Annotated in this window: 16 protein-coding genes, 1 tRNA gene and 5 pseudogenes; 13 read left to right on the forward strand and 9 right to left on the reverse strand. The window is 57.7% G+C overall.

Annotation, left to right across the window (positions count from 1 at the left end; all coding sequences use genetic code 11):
* Positions 1-137 precede the first annotated feature (137 nt).
* Positions 138-1,166, forward strand: a complete 1,029-nt coding sequence (locus tag QZ522_RS12345) for a hypothetical protein (protein ID WP_294611821.1) — start codon at positions 138-140, stop codon at positions 1,164-1,166.
* A 15-nt stretch (positions 1,167-1,181) separates the two neighbouring features.
* Here the strand turns inward: QZ522_RS12345 and QZ522_RS12350 are convergent, their stop codons facing one another.
* On the reverse strand, positions 1,182-1,976 hold the full coding sequence (locus QZ522_RS12350; protein WP_294611824.1) for a carbon-nitrogen hydrolase family protein: 795 nt from the start codon (positions 1,974-1,976) through the stop codon (positions 1,182-1,184).
* 3 nt (positions 1,977-1,979) lie between these two features.
* Entirely contained in the window at positions 1,980-3,137 is a 1,158-nt protein-coding gene (locus tag QZ522_RS12355; RefSeq protein ID WP_294611827.1) for a Xaa-Pro peptidase family protein, read from the reverse strand.
* A gap of 211 nt (positions 3,138-3,348) precedes the next feature.
* Here QZ522_RS12355 and QZ522_RS12360 point away from each other — a divergent pair, with 211 nt between their 5' ends.
* The 7 genes from QZ522_RS12360 (at position 3,349) to QZ522_RS12390 (ending at position 7,248) form a co-directional block, all read left to right on the forward strand.
* Positions 3,349-4,047, forward strand: a complete 699-nt coding sequence (locus QZ522_RS12360; protein WP_294611830.1) for a GntR family transcriptional regulator — start codon at positions 3,349-3,351, stop codon at positions 4,045-4,047.
* A 71-nt stretch (positions 4,048-4,118) separates the two neighbouring features.
* A complete protein-coding gene (locus QZ522_RS12365) occupies positions 4,119-5,003 on the forward strand; it encodes a carbon-nitrogen hydrolase family protein (protein WP_294611833.1) in 885 nt (294 codons plus the stop codon).
* A gap of 80 nt (positions 5,004-5,083) precedes the next feature.
* Positions 5,084-5,302, forward strand: a complete 219-nt coding sequence (gene infA, locus QZ522_RS12370; protein WP_008186030.1) for a translation initiation factor IF-1 — start codon at positions 5,084-5,086, stop codon at positions 5,300-5,302.
* Positions 5,303-5,316: 14 nt separating this feature from the next.
* Positions 5,317-5,895, forward strand: coding sequence for a nucleoside triphosphate pyrophosphatase (locus tag QZ522_RS12375; RefSeq protein WP_294611890.1), 579 nt, complete (start codon positions 5,317-5,319; stop codon positions 5,893-5,895).
* The gene (locus QZ522_RS12380; protein ID WP_294611892.1) at positions 5,892-6,914 is read left to right on the forward strand and encodes a ribonuclease E/G; all 1,023 of its coding nucleotides are present in this window, start codon (positions 5,892-5,894) and stop codon (positions 6,912-6,914) included. The genes QZ522_RS12375 and QZ522_RS12380 overlap by 4 nt, the downstream gene beginning before the upstream one ends.
* Positions 6,914-7,096 carry a DNA gyrase inhibitor YacG gene (yacG, locus tag QZ522_RS12385; RefSeq protein WP_294611894.1) on the forward strand — a complete coding sequence of 61 codons (183 nt, stop codon included), beginning with the start codon at positions 6,914-6,916 and terminating at the stop codon, positions 7,094-7,096. Before QZ522_RS12380 ends, yacG begins: the two co-directional genes overlap by 1 nt.
* Positions 7,097-7,173: 77 nt before the next feature.
* A tRNA-Phe gene (locus tag QZ522_RS12390) sits at positions 7,174-7,248 on the forward strand.
* 41 nt (positions 7,249-7,289) lie between these two features.
* Here QZ522_RS12390 and QZ522_RS12395 read toward each other — a convergent pair.
* From QZ522_RS12395 to QZ522_RS12410, 4 genes are all read right to left on the reverse strand, one after another.
* Positions 7,290-8,381, reverse strand: a complete 1,092-nt coding sequence (locus tag QZ522_RS12395) for a tyrosine-type recombinase/integrase (protein WP_294611896.1) — start codon at positions 8,379-8,381, stop codon at positions 7,290-7,292.
* Positions 8,381-8,617: a hypothetical protein gene (locus QZ522_RS12400; RefSeq protein WP_294611898.1), complete on the reverse strand. Its 237-nt coding sequence runs from the start codon at positions 8,615-8,617 to the stop codon at positions 8,381-8,383. The genes QZ522_RS12395 and QZ522_RS12400 overlap by 1 nt, the downstream gene beginning before the upstream one ends.
* A 123-nt stretch (positions 8,618-8,740) precedes the next feature.
* Positions 8,741-9,331 carry a hypothetical protein gene (locus tag QZ522_RS12405; protein WP_294611900.1) on the reverse strand — a complete coding sequence of 197 codons (591 nt, stop codon included), beginning with the start codon at positions 9,329-9,331 and terminating at the stop codon, positions 8,741-8,743.
* A gap of 212 nt (positions 9,332-9,543) precedes the next feature.
* Positions 9,544-10,254 (reverse strand): IS6 family transposase, encoded by a 711-nt coding sequence (locus QZ522_RS12410; RefSeq protein WP_294611901.1) that lies wholly within the window; start codon positions 10,252-10,254, stop codon positions 9,544-9,546.
* A 47-nt stretch (positions 10,255-10,301) separates the two neighbouring features.
* On the opposite strand from QZ522_RS12410, the pseudogene QZ522_RS12415 reads away from it, so the two are divergent.
* Positions 10,302-10,523 (forward strand): annotated as a pseudogene (locus tag QZ522_RS12415) (ISKra4 family transposase); the annotation flags it as partial.
* Positions 10,524-10,767: 244 nt separating this feature from the next.
* Positions 10,768-11,748 (forward strand): response regulator, encoded by a 981-nt coding sequence (locus tag QZ522_RS12420; protein ID WP_294611902.1) that lies wholly within the window; start codon positions 10,768-10,770, stop codon positions 11,746-11,748.
* A gap of 115 nt (positions 11,749-11,863) precedes the next feature.
* Here the strand turns inward: QZ522_RS12420 and QZ522_RS12425 are convergent, their stop codons facing one another.
* Together QZ522_RS12425 and QZ522_RS12430 are read right to left on the reverse strand one after the other, a co-directional pair.
* Entirely contained in the window at positions 11,864-12,565 is a 702-nt protein-coding gene (locus tag QZ522_RS12425; RefSeq protein ID WP_294611903.1) for a type IV secretory system conjugative DNA transfer family protein, read from the reverse strand.
* 200 nt (positions 12,566-12,765) lie between these two features.
* A pseudogene (locus QZ522_RS12430) lies at positions 12,766-12,888 on the reverse strand (integrase core domain-containing protein); the annotation flags it as partial.
* Between the two features lie 286 nt (positions 12,889-13,174).
* On the opposite strand from QZ522_RS12430, the gene QZ522_RS12435 reads away from it, so the two are divergent.
* Positions 13,175-13,582 (forward strand): hemerythrin domain-containing protein, encoded by a 408-nt coding sequence (locus QZ522_RS12435; RefSeq protein ID WP_294611905.1) that lies wholly within the window; start codon positions 13,175-13,177, stop codon positions 13,580-13,582.
* 90 nt (positions 13,583-13,672) lie between these two features.
* Here QZ522_RS12435 and QZ522_RS12440 read toward each other — a convergent pair.
* Positions 13,673-13,873, reverse strand: a pseudogene (locus QZ522_RS12440) (ISL3 family transposase); the annotation flags it as partial.
* Between the two features lie 171 nt (positions 13,874-14,044).
* Here QZ522_RS12440 and QZ522_RS12445 point away from each other — a divergent pair.
* A pseudogene (locus QZ522_RS12445) lies at positions 14,045-14,463 on the forward strand (IS5 family transposase); the annotation flags it as partial.
* Positions 14,451-14,810, forward strand: a pseudogene (locus tag QZ522_RS12450) (DDE-type integrase/transposase/recombinase); the annotation flags it as partial. The pseudogenes QZ522_RS12445 and QZ522_RS12450, both read left to right, overlap by 13 nt.
* Between the last annotated feature and the right edge of the window lie 48 nt (positions 14,811-14,858).

Below are 14,858 nucleotides of genomic sequence, written 5' to 3' on the forward strand. Positions count from 1 at the left end.
CCATTGCCCTGATGCCCACGGGTTTGGGGATAAAAAATACCAGCAGAGGTGGCATTTGGCCCGCAAACCCATTTGCCGCCTCCCCGGCCTGCGTGCTACGATCTGTGCAATGAAAACAGGCAGAACAGGCAGGCGGAATGACCGTTCTCAGGGAATTTGAGCGACTAGAGGCTGCGGGCCTGTGGCGTGCAGACCCGGATCAGCAACGCCGGGACGTGATCGTCTCGGTGGGCGAGGCGACGCTGACCATCACCGACAGCCGTGAACGCGTGTTGGCGCATTGGTCGCTGGCGGCCATCGCGCGCACCAATCCGGGTGTGCATCCGGCGATTTACCACCCCGATGGCGATCCCGGCGAAACCCTTGAGGTGCCCGAAAACGAGACCCAGATGATCGAGGCGATCGACAAGCTGCGCGCGGCGATTTCCCGCCAGCGTCCGCGTCCGGGGCGGCTTCGGTTTTTCGGTGTTCTGGTCAGCGTTGCGGCCGTGCTGGCGCTGGCGGTGTTCTGGTTGCCGGGGGCGGCGCGCAAGCATGCGCTGGTGGTGGTGCCCGCCGTCAAGCGCGCCGAGATCGGCCAGGCGCTTCTGGAGCATCTGCAAAAGGTCACCGGCCCGGCCTGTCGCGGCCCCGGCGGGGCGGCGGCGCTTGCTGACCTGGCCTTGCGCCTGCCTGCGTCACAGGGCAGCGCAGCGCATTTCATGGTGGTGCGCGGCGGCGTTACAGGTGCGTTGCGCCTGCCGGGGGGGACGGTGCTGATCAATGCGGCGCTGGTCGAGGATTACGAAGACGCCGATGTTGTCGCCGGTCATATCGTCGCCGCCTATCTGCGCGCGGCATCCCGCGATCCGCTGGATCGGCTTTTAAGACAGGGCGGCGTTTCGGCAAGCCTGCGCCTTCTGGCGACCGGGGCGCTTCCGGATGAGGTGCTGCGCGCACATGCCGAGGCGCTGTTGACCGATCCGCCCGACACGCTTGACCCCGAGACCCTTCTCATCGGTTTTCGGGACTGGGGCGTGCGCGCCACGCCTTATGCCTATGCGATTGATATTACGGGTGAAACTGTCTTGCCCCTGATAGAGGCTGACCCCTTTGCCGGGGCGCCGCCGCCGCAAATCCTGAGTGATCAGAACTGGTTGCGCCTTCAGGCGATCTGTGGCGGTTAGGCCGGTTTTACGGTCTTAGCCGACCCACGGCAGGCCAAGCCGGTCGGTGTGATAGGGCAGGCGGGCCTGTGCGGCCCTGACGGCGGATTTGGCAAGCACCGCCTCGATCAGCACCGGCTCCCCTGCGGCGCGGGCAAGGTCCTTGCCATCGGGGGCAACGATGCAGCTTCCGCCGAAATAGTCCAATCCGTTCTCGGCACTGCAATAATTGGCATAGCAAAGGTATACGCCGTTCTCAAAGGCGCGGGTCGGCACAAGGCGCTCGGCAACCACGCCCCAGCCTGTGCCAAGCGCGGTCGGCACCGCGACGATATCCGCCCCGGCAAGCGCCACATGGCGCAGGTTTTCGGGGAATTCGACATCGTAACAGATCAGAATGGCAACACTCAGGTCGCCAAGGCGGAACAGGTCACAGCGTGCCCCGGCGCTGAAATGGTCGCCCTCAAATCCCGGCGGCAGCAAGAGCTTGCGATGATGGCCGATGCTTTGGCCGGTGCGGTCTATGCATTGCGCGGCGTTGAAAAGCCGATCGCCCTGACGTTCCGGGTAGCCATAGAGAATGGCGGTGTTGTGGGTCTTTGCCAAATCCGCGATGGCCTGGGCAAAGGGGCCATCCGGGGCCTCGGCACGCAGGCCGAGTTGATCGCCGATGTTATAGCCGGATTGAAACAGCTCGGGCAGAATGATCAGGTCAAGCGGTGTGCCGCCCCGCGCCTTCAGGCGGTCCGACAGCCAGCCCAGCCGCGCCTTGGGCCCGTCAAGGTCACCCGCGCATTGGGCGACGGCAACAATCGTGGTGGCATCATTCATCTCTCAGGCCTTGCTCAGCAGGATTTCACGCGGGTACTGGGTGATATACTCGAACCCGGTGTCTGTCACGACGATTGAATCGCCAATTCGCCCGGCGGTGACGCCATCGACCGAGATGCCGCCATCGACCGCGAATGTCATTCCCGCACGCAGAACGGTCTTGTCGCCGGCCTTCAATTCCGGCGCCTCAAGATAGGCCACTCCGATAGAACGCCCGGTGCGATAGCCGGTTTCAAAGCCGCGCTCACGATAGACGGCATTGGCGGCGGCCGCCACGTCTTCGGCTATGACACCGGGGCGGATCGCGGTAATCGCGGCCTGCTGGGCGTCAATCGCCGCTTGCTGTACCGCGCGGTCCTTGTCTTTCACCTCGCCGATATGGAACATCCGGTCAAAGCCAAGCTTGTATTGCTTGAACTGAGCCATGTTGCAAAAGCAGAAATACACCGGGTCGAATTTTGCGTAGGCTTTGACGCTTGCACGGCGGTGCACCATCGAGGCATCGGCGCCGCTTTGCAGGATTTGCAGGTTGTGGATCATCGGCGAGACAAATCGCTCCCATCCCTTTGCGGTCAGGAAGGTGGCGGCCTTGCGCGATCCGGCCTCGATCACGGCAATGGCGGATTCGTATTCCGGCGCGCCTTCGCGCAGGCTGTTGTGGGCGGCCGCCATCATTGCCCCGGCGATTTGTCCGGCCTCTTTCATTACGCCAATCTCAAACGGGGATTTGACCGTGCGCATCGCGCCAAGGACGGGCGAGATGTCTTTCAGCGGTACGCCGGGATAGGTATCGTCGAGATGGTTACGCACGATTGCCGGGATGGTGTTGCGCTCGATATGAATTGCGGCTGGATTGTCGCCCAGTGCCCCGGCAAGGGCGCGCCCCCAGGTGCGTTGGCCCATATCCTCCCAGGTGCGGACATCCTCGACCCAGGTCATCGCGGCGACCATTTCCGATTCCATCAAAGGGGTAATCACCACCGGGGCGTCGTCGGCATCGACCACAAGCATGGTGGGGCGACCGAATTCGATCCCGAGATAGCCCCAGAATCCTGCCAGATAGGCAATCGAGCTTTCATCGGTGAAGACCGCCTTTTGGATGCCTTCATCCTTCATGCGGGCCTGAAGGGCCTGGGTGCGGATTTTGGCTTCTTCAAGCATCACGGAACTCCTGTTGGTGGCGGTTGGATTCGAATCGTCCGCGCTTGCAGTATTTTGGTATGCTGTGTACATGTTGCGCGTCAATACGGAATAAATGCGCTGTTTTTGGACGTATAGCCATGAAGTGTATACAGCATGGCAAGAAGCCGGAGCCACGGACCGGATCGCCGGATATGGATCAATGGCATGCGATTTTCAGGGGGGCGGGGAAATGACGACGCGATCCGAAAGCGGCAAAACCACTGTTGAGGCCATCCAGTCAGAGATTATCCGCCGGATTTGCTTTCTCGACTATCCGCCGGGATGCCAGTTGAAAGAGGCCGAGCTCGCCGAAGAATTCGGCGTCAGCCGCACACCGGTGCGCGATGCGATCAGCCGGATCAAGCATCTCGGGCTGGTCAGGACCCGCAATGGCGTGGGCACCGTGGTGGTCACCCTGTCGCGCAAGCAGATAGGGCATGTCTATGAAATGCGGCTCGAGTTGGCGACGATGATCGGCACCATGTCCCCGCGCGAGGTGAGCGATCAGGACCGGGCGCGGATTGCCGAATTGCTTGGGGCGGCGGTCGACCTTGAGGCCGATTTTGACGCGCGCACCTATGTGGAACTGAACGATCGGCTGCAAAAGCTGATTGCCGATCTGATCGGCAACAGCCTTTTGCGCACCTTCTGGCGTCAGGCCTATTATCAGGCCGCCAGCACCTGGTACCGTGTGGCCACGCTTGCCGGTCCCGAGGTGGCGGCCTCGCTGGTGCAGGAGTTGGGCGAGCTTAAGCAGGCGATTGATCAGGGCGATATCGCGGCGGTTGGCTATGTTCAGCGGGTGCAGATCGGATATGGCTATCGGCGCGTCAGACAATATCTTTATTCAGAGGCCGAGGATCTTTATTCAGAGGCCGAGGCCGGCTGAGTGGCTCGACTGTATTTGGCGATACCTGTATGGAGCCGGGGAATACACCTGTCTTTGCTCCGGATATCCACATGAAAATCGCCACAGCCGCCTATCCGCTTGATCCCTTGACCACCTGGGCCGATTACGCCGCCAAGATCACCCGATGGGTGGCGGATGCGGCCGGGCAGGGCGCCGATCTGGCGGTTTTTCCCGAATATGGCGCGATGGAGCTTGCGATGCTGGCCGGGCCAGAGGTTGCGGGCGACCTTGAGCGATCCTTGCACGCGGTGTCGGGTTTGATTGTGGATGTCGATGATCTGCATGCCGATCTTGCGACGCGCTATGGTCTGCACATCCTGGCGGCTTCGGCGCCGGTGTTTGATCCGGCATTGGGGCCGCGCCCGGTCAATCGCGCGCGGCTGTTTTCGCCCAACGGCGGGCGCGGTGCGCAGGACAAGCAGATCATGACACGCTTCGAGCGCGAAACCTGGGGCGTTGTCCCCGGTGGGCCGTTGCAGGTTTTCGAGACCAGCCTTGGCAAGATCGGCATCCTGATTTGTTACGACTCTGAATTTCCGTTGCTGGGCAGAGGGTTGAGCGATGTTGACCTACTTCTTGTGCCGTCCTGCACAGAGGCACTGGCAGGGTATTGGCGGGTGCGGATCGGGGCGATGGCGCGCGCTCTTGAAAACCAATGCGTCACGGTCATGGCGTCAAACGTTGGCGATGCGGGGTGGTCGCCTGCGGTGGATGAAAATACCGGGATGGGCGGTATTTTCGGCCCCCCCGATACCGGCTTTCCGCCGAACGGCGTGATTGCCGAGGGCAGCCTTAACATCCCCGGCTGGACCCTCGCCGAGGTCGATCCTGGCCGCATTGCCCATGTGCGCGCCGACGGCGTGGTTTTGAACCGCAAACACTGGTCCGAGCAGGCGGGCCGCGACGCAGCGGCCACATATCAGCGAATATCGTGATTATAGCCTTGAAAAAAACCGGGAATAGCGCCATTTAGGCGTCTGTCCGCGAATGGGCGGATGAAAATTTTGGAGATACCATGGCCAAGGAAGAACTGCTCGAATTTCCCGGTGTCGTTAAGGAACTCCTGCCAAATGCGACATTTCTGGTCGAGCTGGAAAACGGCCATACGATTATCGCACATACGGCAGGCAAGATGCGCAAGAACCGCATCCGCGTTCTGGCTGGCGACAAGGTTCAGGTGGAAATGACACCCTATGATCTGACCAAGGGTCGGATCAACTATCGCTTCAAGTAAGCGATTGATATTGCATGCGTTTGATCCTCGGATCGGGTAGCCCTCGCCGCCGGGATCTGTTGGCGCAGATCGGGGTTGTGGCGGATGATATCCGCCCGCCGGACATCGACGAGACCCCTCGCAAATCAGAATTGCCGCGCCCGTATTGCATACGTCTGGCGCGGGAAAAGGCATTGGCTGTTGTGGCGGAAAAGGACGATATCGTGCTGGCCGCCGATACCACCGTCGCGCTAGGTCGCCGCATCCTCGGCAAACCGGCCACTGCGGGCGAGGCGGCAGAGTTCCTGTTGGCGCTTTCGGGGCGCCGTCACCGGGTAATCACCGCCGTCGCGCTGCGTCGCGGTGACCGGCTCTGGGAACGCGACGTGGTCACGACCGTGAAATTCAAACAGCTTTCGGATGAAGAGCTGAACGCCTATCTTGCGACCAATGACTGGCAGGGCAAGGCGGGCGGCTATGCCATTCAAGGCCCGGCAGGGGCGCTAATCCCTTGGATTCAGGGCTCTTTCAGCGCCGTTGTCGGTCTGCCGATTTGTGAAACTGCCGGTTTGCTGCGCGCGGCCGGCTATCCGCTTTATAAGGATCTGCCATGAAGGGCCGCACCATCGCGCTTGATCACGTCAACGGGTTCGAGGCCGCAGCCTTGATGGTGGATGGCCGCCTGAGTGACCTGTTGATTGATTCGGAGCATCCGCGCCCCGGCGCGATTTATCGCGCGATTGCCGACCGGCCGGTGAAAGGGCAGGGCGGCATGTTCCTGCGCACGCCCGACGGCTCGGCCTTTCTGCGCCAGATCAAGGGTCTCGCGCCCGGTCAGCCGATCCTGGTGCAGGTCACAGGCTATGCCGAGCCGGGCAAGGCCCTGCCGGTGACATCGAAAATCCTGTGCAAGAGCCGCTATGCGATCATCACTCCCTCGGCGCCCGGTCTTAACATCTCGCGCGCGATCAAGGATGAGGATATCCGCGATTCCCTTCTGGAAATCGCCCATGGCGAGATGAGCGACAGCGATATGGGGCTTATCCTGCGCTCGTCCTGCGCGGGGGCAGAGGCCGATGAGATTGCCGAGGATATTCGCGCGATGCTTGATCTAGCCTCGGCGATTCTGGCCGATGCCACCGGCGAGGGTGCCGAAAAGCTGACCGAGGGCGATGGGCCGCATGTCCTTGCCTGGCGCGACTGGACCGAAGCCGCCGAGGTGGTGACTGCCGAGGGCTGTTTTGCAGAGCATGGCGTACTGGACCAGATCGAGGCGTTGAGTGACCCGCAGGCGCCGCTTGCGGGCGGTGCATCCTGTTTCATCGAACCGACGCGCGCCCTGATCGCGGTGGACGTCAATACCGGCGGCGATGCCAGCCTGGCCGCAGGGCTGAAGGCAAATCTAGCCACCGCCCGCGACCTGCCGCGCCAATTGCGGCTTCGCGGTCTGGGCGGGCAGATCACGCTTGATCTTGCGCCGATGCCGAAAAAGGACCGTCGCCAGTTCGAGACCTCACTGCGCGCCGCATTCCGTCAGGATTCGGTGGAAACCACGCTTGTCGGCTGGACCCCCCTGGGCCACTACGAACTTCAGCGCAAACGCGACCGCCTGCCGCTTTCCGAGGTGCTGTGATGGCCTGTCCGATCTGCAAGAAAGCGACTGATCCGCATTATCGTCCCTTCTGTTCCAAGCGCTGCGCAGATGTCGATCTTGGCAAATGGTTCTCCGGCGATTACGCCGTTCCCTCGACCGATCCCGAGGATATTGAAGAGGCAATCGAGGCGATCTCGCAAGAACCTCAGAAACCACATTGATTTTTTATCAAAGCCTCTGGACACCCCGCTTTGCCTCGCCTAGAAGGCCATCACCCGAACGCTGATGCGTTCCCCATGCCCGGGTAGCTCAGGGGTAGAGCAGTGGATTGAAAATCCTCGTGTCGGTGGTTCGATTCCGCCCCCGGGCACCATTTAAACAATTGATATTAAATGAGATTCATTTTGGAATCTTTCAGGGTTTGACAGTTTTCTTGAAAGGTTTGACAACTTTTGATCGGCGTTCGTTCTCCTTTTCCAGTGTTTCCATCGTGATCCGGTTGCGCTCCGCAAGGTTGGCAGACCGGGAATAATGGCGGGCCATCGACGGGGTTTTCTGCCCAAGCAGGTCCGCAATTTGGCGTTCCTCAAGCCCCGCCTCGCGTAGCGTCGTGGCCACAGTATGCCGCAGCCCTTTGAGGGTCAGACCGGGTTGTACGGCTTCCTCGGCTTCCAGCTTTTTCTTGAAGCGGTGCCAGACTGTCGAAAAGCCGTTGTAAGTCCAAGGCTTCCCGGCTGACGTGGCAAGGATCGTTACCGCGTCATGGGCCGGTGCGGCATCCAGAGCCTTTTCCAGTGTCGGGCCTATAGGAATTGCAACCTCGTGTCCGGTCTTGCCTCGGACGCCCCAGATCGTGTTGCCGTCGATCTGGTGACGGGTCAGCTTGAGCGCGTCTGAAGGATCAAGGCCGGTGTTCATAATCAGCGCGAGCGCTACTCGGACGTGAGGCGCGGACCGATCCAGCACAACGGTGCATTCCTCAACAGTCCAGGGCCGGTTAGCATAAGGCCGATCCTTCGGCCTTGGCTTGGGAATGACGCCCGCTGCATAGTCTCGGTCGATCAGACCTTTTGGAATGGCGTAGCGGAAAACTTGGCTCAGAAAGGTGCGTAGCATGTTTGCCCGCCGCCAGCCGATTTTGCCCGCCGCCTTGTCATGAATGCCGGACACGAGGGGCGTCGTGATCGCGGAAACGGGAGTGTCGAGAATTGGATTTAGGAAGTCGGCACACTTGCGATAATCGCGCTTGGTGGCGTCTGCCAGATTTCCAAAGTGTTCAGTCTGAAAATAGGCATTGACCAGCCCGCCAAGCGTTCCCGGTTTGGGGGCTTGAGCCTTCCTCGCTTCGGCAATGGCCGCGATGCGAGCACATTCCACAAAAAACCCAGCCGATCCCAGCGGCGTCGTTTGAAGATCGATCCTGTGACCTGTCACGCGATGGTAGCAGCGCGGCTTCCCGTGCCGGTCATTGAATATCTTGAAGCCTTTTACCCTGATCAACGTCATTACAATTTGTGCAGAATGGCAGATTGCGTTGCCATCTCAGCACCTTCCTTCATTGAGTCAATCCACGCGTCCAAGTCGCGTTTGTCCCAAAGGATCGTGCCGGGACGCATCTCGACTGGCTGAACCGGGCAAGTTAACTTGAAATACTTCAGAGGCAGACCGGTGTAGTCCGCTGCCTCAGTTTGTTTGAGCATCCGCTTTTCAACGACGCTGATGTTGAGATTTGCACTACCCATCGGTCGCCCCTTCCTCGCAAGAGATGCGAACCATAGCCTCGCGGATCAAAATTGAAGCTTCAGCCCGGAGCGTCCTTGCTATGCTGGCAACGTCATCTGCCTTTGGTAAAAATGGCTGCGGCATCACGCACCCTCCGTGACATCGTATATCCACCTGAGGACAGTTCCGCGAATTCCAACGGTCGTCTTGACGTTTTTCGGAGTGTGCTTCCGACTAAACTCCAACTTGCCGAGATCCTGAAATCGTTGAGACTTCGTTGAAAACTCCCAAGCACAAGAAATCTCTGGAACGCCGCCCTTTTCAATTGAGACCCAGAGATTGTCTGCTGGAAATGCTCCGCTGTGCAGTTGTTTTGCTGTCCAACAAACAACGTCTAAAAATGGCATGCCGAAGAGTTGAGCGTCCTCCCCACCCATAAGGTCGGCAAAAGTCTTAGCCTTGTTCTTGAGCAACTCGTACTCATCAGCCGGAATTGTCTCTGCGCGAAATTGTTCCAAGCGCGCCAATTCAGCAGCCGCCTCCGTCAGCTTTTTCGCACCGGCCCAAGCGCAAACGACCTGAACGCCCTCATGCAACTTCACATCCGGACGAGATCGGCCGCGTGACAGTTTGCGCCGCCCGTCCTTGGCGAGCGCACGATCTACGGTCGCTATCTCGGTGCGTCCAACCGCCATGACTTGCGCCAAGCCGGTAACAAATCCTGTGGGTGTCATTCTTGAAATCTCCAAAGCCTACCTCTAGGATAAATAACATTCACGCCAAAATCAATAGGATGAAAAAGTTTTACTCCAAAGCGGTGCCAGGATCATCTTGTTGGGTTTGCACGCGCGGTCCGAACGAAATGCGCGAACTGCCCGGAGCAGGACTGGCACCGGGATTGCCAAGTTGTACGCATTGTTACGAACGATAGCCCAGGCGGCCATTTTCAGGCCGTCATTTCGAATGCATAGCTGTTCCATTTATCGAAGGCATCAGATCTGGCGTGGCGGTATGCATTTGCGGGCAGGCGATATCTGCGAGGGCGGAAGAGCGTGTTGATCTGGTCATGAGCGGTGAGAAATCTCTGAGCCTGCCGTGGCGATTTGAACCGGCCCATCAACTTTTCTCGCTTTCGGGTCGGCCTATGTGACCCTTCGATCCGATTGTTCAAACCCTTGTGCGCGCGGTGGTCAGCTCTCGGCGCCAGATCGCGGATCGGCTTGATGTAGCTGCGCAATTTGTCCGTAACAATAACACGCGGCTGGCCGAAACGGGTGATCAGGCGCGTTAAGAACCGCTTCGCCGCCTTGGCATTTCGACGTGGTTGGACAAGGATGTCGAGCACGTCACCATTCGTATCCACCGCCAGCCACAGCCAATGTTTCATACCTTGGATCGGGACGACGACTTCGTCGAGATGCCACTTGTCAGCGGCAGCGGGTCGGCCTCGTTTGACGCAACCAGCGAAATGCCGTCCGAAGCGATTGACCCAAAGGCGGATCGCTTCGCGGCTCACGATCACACCGCGTTCAGCGAGTAGATCCTCAACATCCGCCGTGCTCAGGGCGAAGCGATGGTACGCCCAAACGGCGTATGAGATGATTTCACGAGGGAAACGAAAGCCCTTCAGGCGCGGCATGGTCGGTGGTGTTTTCATACGAACCGCCTAAACGAAACAGACACCGCGAACAACTTGGCAATCCCAACAATATGGATAGCCTCACCGATTATGGTTGGCGGTACCGCAATGGTCTTCCGATTTCCTCGTCCCGCGCAGAAAGCTGCGTGGACGACATCGGCAACACACGGATGGGAAAACGCCGACGCATGAGATGGTCACCTAAAGGTGCCCATCGCGTTGCCATCGTGTGGGCTGCCGTCCTCGATGTGAGGCTGACCAGCGCATACCACAGGGACGCAGCCTGACCCCCAAGTTTTGCCCACTCACTCGCGTCTCAGATTTAAGAGCAACGTGACAGCTACGCGACACCAGGCCCATGATGCACTAACAATTACACCGGACCGCGCGATGAGCGGACCCTACTGGCATCAACGCTCGTTGAAATGAATTGCCACAATATCCGCTCAAAGTTGTCATAAAGTGCTCCCGTCCGTTTCCTAGGGTCGCTGGGCTAGGCGGCATGAACAAAACTGACCTGAGGATACGTTGATGAAAATCATGGTAGTGGATGACGAGAAGTTATTTACAGAGTTCCTGATCGAAAACCTGAAAGAAATCGGTTTTATCGATATCACCTCCGCGGGGTCAGGTGCGGAAGCTCTTCGAATTATTGCGTCTGATCCTGATCCTTTCGATTGCTTCTTGCTGGATATAAAAATGCCAGAGATGGATGGCATTCAGTTATGTTCTGAAATCCGTGAATTGCCCGAATACCGCGCGGCCCCGATCATCATGATCACGTCAGCCGACGCCAGAACACATATGCAGGATGCTTTCGAGGCTGGCGCTACTGATTATCTGGCTAAACCGATTGAAATCATGGAGCTGCGCATCCGAATTCAGGTCGCGATGTTACTTGTCGAAATGTTGAGAAGTGAAGCTGAAAGCAGAAGCGCATTGCGAACATTGCTGAAAACTTCGCCTGACGGCAGCGAATTTAGCCTAGCAATGCGAGCAACCTTCTCCCAGGTTCCTTCTATGCGAGACTATTTTCAATTGGAGAACAGGTTGCTGCGATTGGGTGAGGGCATTTATCCCATGACGTTGCTCTCGATCGAAATAAACGGCATAAAAAATCTTGCCGCGCGGCTCGATCAGAACGAATTTCTATCGATTATTCATTCTGTGAGCCGAATTCTGGGTAAAACACTTCCATTGCGGGGCACGACACTCTCTTATGTCGGATACGGAAAATTCATCTGTTTGGTAGTAATTCGGAATCAAATTGTTCCGAATTTGCTGCAGGCGCGCATCCGGGACAGTTTTGCAGCATTTATAGCCAGAAATAAGCTGATCGATTGTGCTGAACTGCAATTGAATGTTTCCGCTCTATCCCAAAAGCGCATGTTTACAGCGGAAGATGCAATTGGACTGAGCCGAAGATATATCGGCGTTCTAGGCACCACCAAGGATATCGTTCTTCCGCGGATTTCCAGAACGCAAGACAGGCTATTCGGAACTCTTAAGTGATCGCTTCTTTGTAGCCCGCTCGGAGCACCAAGCCGTCGGTATTAAAAGAACACACGCGTCGCTCACGGGGCACCTAGAAAATCGTCAGCCCTGATCTTCAAAGATTCACAGCAACTTAGTCTCCACCAAGTCGGATGGACTTCCGGGCGCCTGGTGGAGTTCTTCTTGGCTGTGCCCTCGCGGCCTTTGCGTGTCCCTGTTGTGCTTCTGTATAGGTCTGGACCGCAGTCTCGAATTCCTTACTGCCCATGGAGTTCGCCGTCGGCGCTGCGGACTCTGGTTGCTCGAGAGTAATGTTCTTCGGCCTGTTCGAAATTGGTGCTGCAGCAGGCGGATAGGGCAAGGCATGCCCCTGCCGTGCTTTGTTGATCTCCGCAAAATGCCGGTCCGCATAGTAACGGATGTGATCCGCCTTGATAGGATATTGCCCCTCGGGCAGAACAAGGATCTTGTAGAGCGGGAAGCGCAGCAATTCAGCGGGCGATACCAGCGCCCGTTCTTCCAAGCGACGGCTGATATTTGCGCTTTCCGAGAGCTTGCGCACAGTTGCCTGTGATCTGGTCTTGCCCAGGATCGTGCGCTTGCCGAGGGCTGCGGACAGCACGTCGGCGGTGCGGTCATCCTGCGGGAGCATGTAAATCTGCACACCAGCACCGGCCTGCAGCGCGCGGCGGTCGGTTTCTTCGTAGATGCCCTCAAGACCGGGGATCGACTGCGAAATGATAAAGAGCCGCTCGCCATAGGAGCGGATAATCTTGATGCTCTGCAGGACCAGGGGTTGTTTGCCAACTTGGCAATGCCGGAACGCTGGCTGCACAGAGAACGGGCACTACTGTCGAAGCACGCGGAGGTCGCCAAGGCAATCGACAATCTAGTGACGCCTAACCACTGGCCGAACTTGCTCCGGTTCCTTGAGGGTGGCCGCATCTCCGCTCTCACGCCTGCACGAGTTGCTGCCGTGGCACTGGAACCGTTCCAAACCCAACGTCAAAGCCGCCTGACCGCGGTCCTCGGCGGATGTTTACGCCAAGCCTCCAATTTTTCGGCCTCATCTGCAAGCGTCAAGAACCAGTGCGCATTCAGACATTCAGCCCTGAACCTGCCATTGAAGGCTTCAATGAAGGCAAGGTCGCCGGGCTCGCAGGCGTTGCTGGTATCATATTGCATGATTCTTCGCGCGGAAGCGGGGCCGACTCGAGGTCGGAAGGTTTGCTCCGGCGCGTGGATACTGAACGGTGGCAAGACCGTCAGCTGCATGTCACCAAGGGCTTCACAGTCTCGAATGATCCCTCGTTTGAGGAGAGTAAAACACTTGATCTTCCAGAAAAATCAGGTGACGTTGACATTAATTGGAAATCCACTTGGGGAATGTCTGGTAGGTTGCGACTCGTGCCAGAAATTAGGTAGCACTGCGGAGTTGTGTCAAATGCCTTGGAGAGACGAATTTTCTACGGGAAACGTGCAAATTGATTTGCAGCACAAGTTGCTTTTCAAGCACACTGAGGTGTTTCGTGAAGTCTTGGAGGCAGGCGCAGGCATTAGATCGTACTCGAGCTTCCTTGAATTCTTACAGACCTTCATTGAGATACACTTCGGGTATGAAGAAGAATGCATGTTTGCTCATATGTGCCCTTGCGCGGGCCAAAACAAGAAAGAGCACGAGGTGTTTTCAAAATTTGTCGCTAACCAGGTTGCTAGCTACGAGCAGGAGGGTTTTAACAGACATAAGGCTTCAGTGCTACTGGCTCGTGTTGACGACTGGTTGGAGAACCATATTGCGCGTATCGATGTCAAGCTCGGACATGGCATTATACAAGAGAAACACAATTCGTGAACTAACGTCACGTTTCACGTCAGCGTCCTTTGGACAGATTTGAGAATTTGAATAAGAGACATGTCACGTTGCACTTAAATTGGTTCTACCTTATTCTGTGTGGCGGAAGGCCAGCATTCGGGCGCTGAGTAATTCCGGCCAGACTCTTATGTACATCGCGCGCTTGAGGGCTTTCAGACGGTTGATCTGGCCTTCATCTTGGCCAGTGTTCCCTGGTGGTTCTATTGCATTTCAAACGGCTTCGATGTCTCTGTGCAGCGTCCGAGCTAATCGTATGATTGGGATTGGTTGCCGAACGGTTGCGGGAGAAGTGGCGCCCCAGCCCGCCCTCACACTAAGGGTTGGTTTAATATGCAATCGCCAAAAAAAGGGGTAATATATTTAAGTAGTCTAGGGTCTGTGGACATTCAGGATTCCCATTTGGCGTGATTTCTGATTCAAACTTCCAAAATGGAGGTTTGAATGAACGAGCAGCGGTTTGTGGTGTCGGACATCTTGTGGCAGCGGCTGGAACCGCATCTTCCGGGTAAGGTCAGTGATGCCGGAGTCACAGCAAAGGACAATCGCATGTTTCTGGAAGCGGTCTTCTGGCGGGTGCGCACCGGGTCGCCGTGGCGCGACCTGCCGCCTGCCTTTGGTCACTGGAACAGCCAGTTCCGGCGGTTTCGCCGGAGGGCCAGGGCCGGAGGATTCGAGAGTCTTTTCAAAGCTATGAGCGACGACGTCGACCTCGAATACGCGCTTATCGATGGAACCATCGTTCAGGTCCACCAAAAAGCAACCGGCGCAAAAGGGGGACTAAACATCAGGCCATCGGGCGCTCGCGTGGCGGATTAACGACTAAAATCGTGGCATTGGTGGATGCGCTGTGCGCCGTAGGCGGTCACGCAAGCGGGCTTTGGGCACGCGACGGCCCATTCTGGTGCCGGATCGCGCCAATCAGCGTTGGTCGTTGGATTTTGTGTCTGACGCCTTCGAAGATGGGCAGCGCTTCCGCGTGTTGTGCATTGTAGATGACTGCACCCGTGAGGCACTGGCAACGGTCGTGGATCGTTCTTTGTCTGGCGCGAGGCTGACGCGTGAATTGGGCGACCTGATCCACCGGCGTGGCCAGCCCGATATGATCGTCTCTGATAACGGAACGGAAATGACGTCTCATGCCGTGCTGAGATGGTGCCAAGATACCGGAGTTGGCTGGCACTACATCGCGCCCGGTAAGCCTGTCCGTCGTCATATAAAATGGAACATCAGAGCGGCTTGAGCATTGGAGGCTCTG

It is taken from the genome of uncultured Roseovarius sp. (assembly GCF_913054395.1).
Taxonomy (GTDB): domain Bacteria; phylum Pseudomonadota; class Alphaproteobacteria; order Rhodobacterales; family Rhodobacteraceae; genus Roseovarius.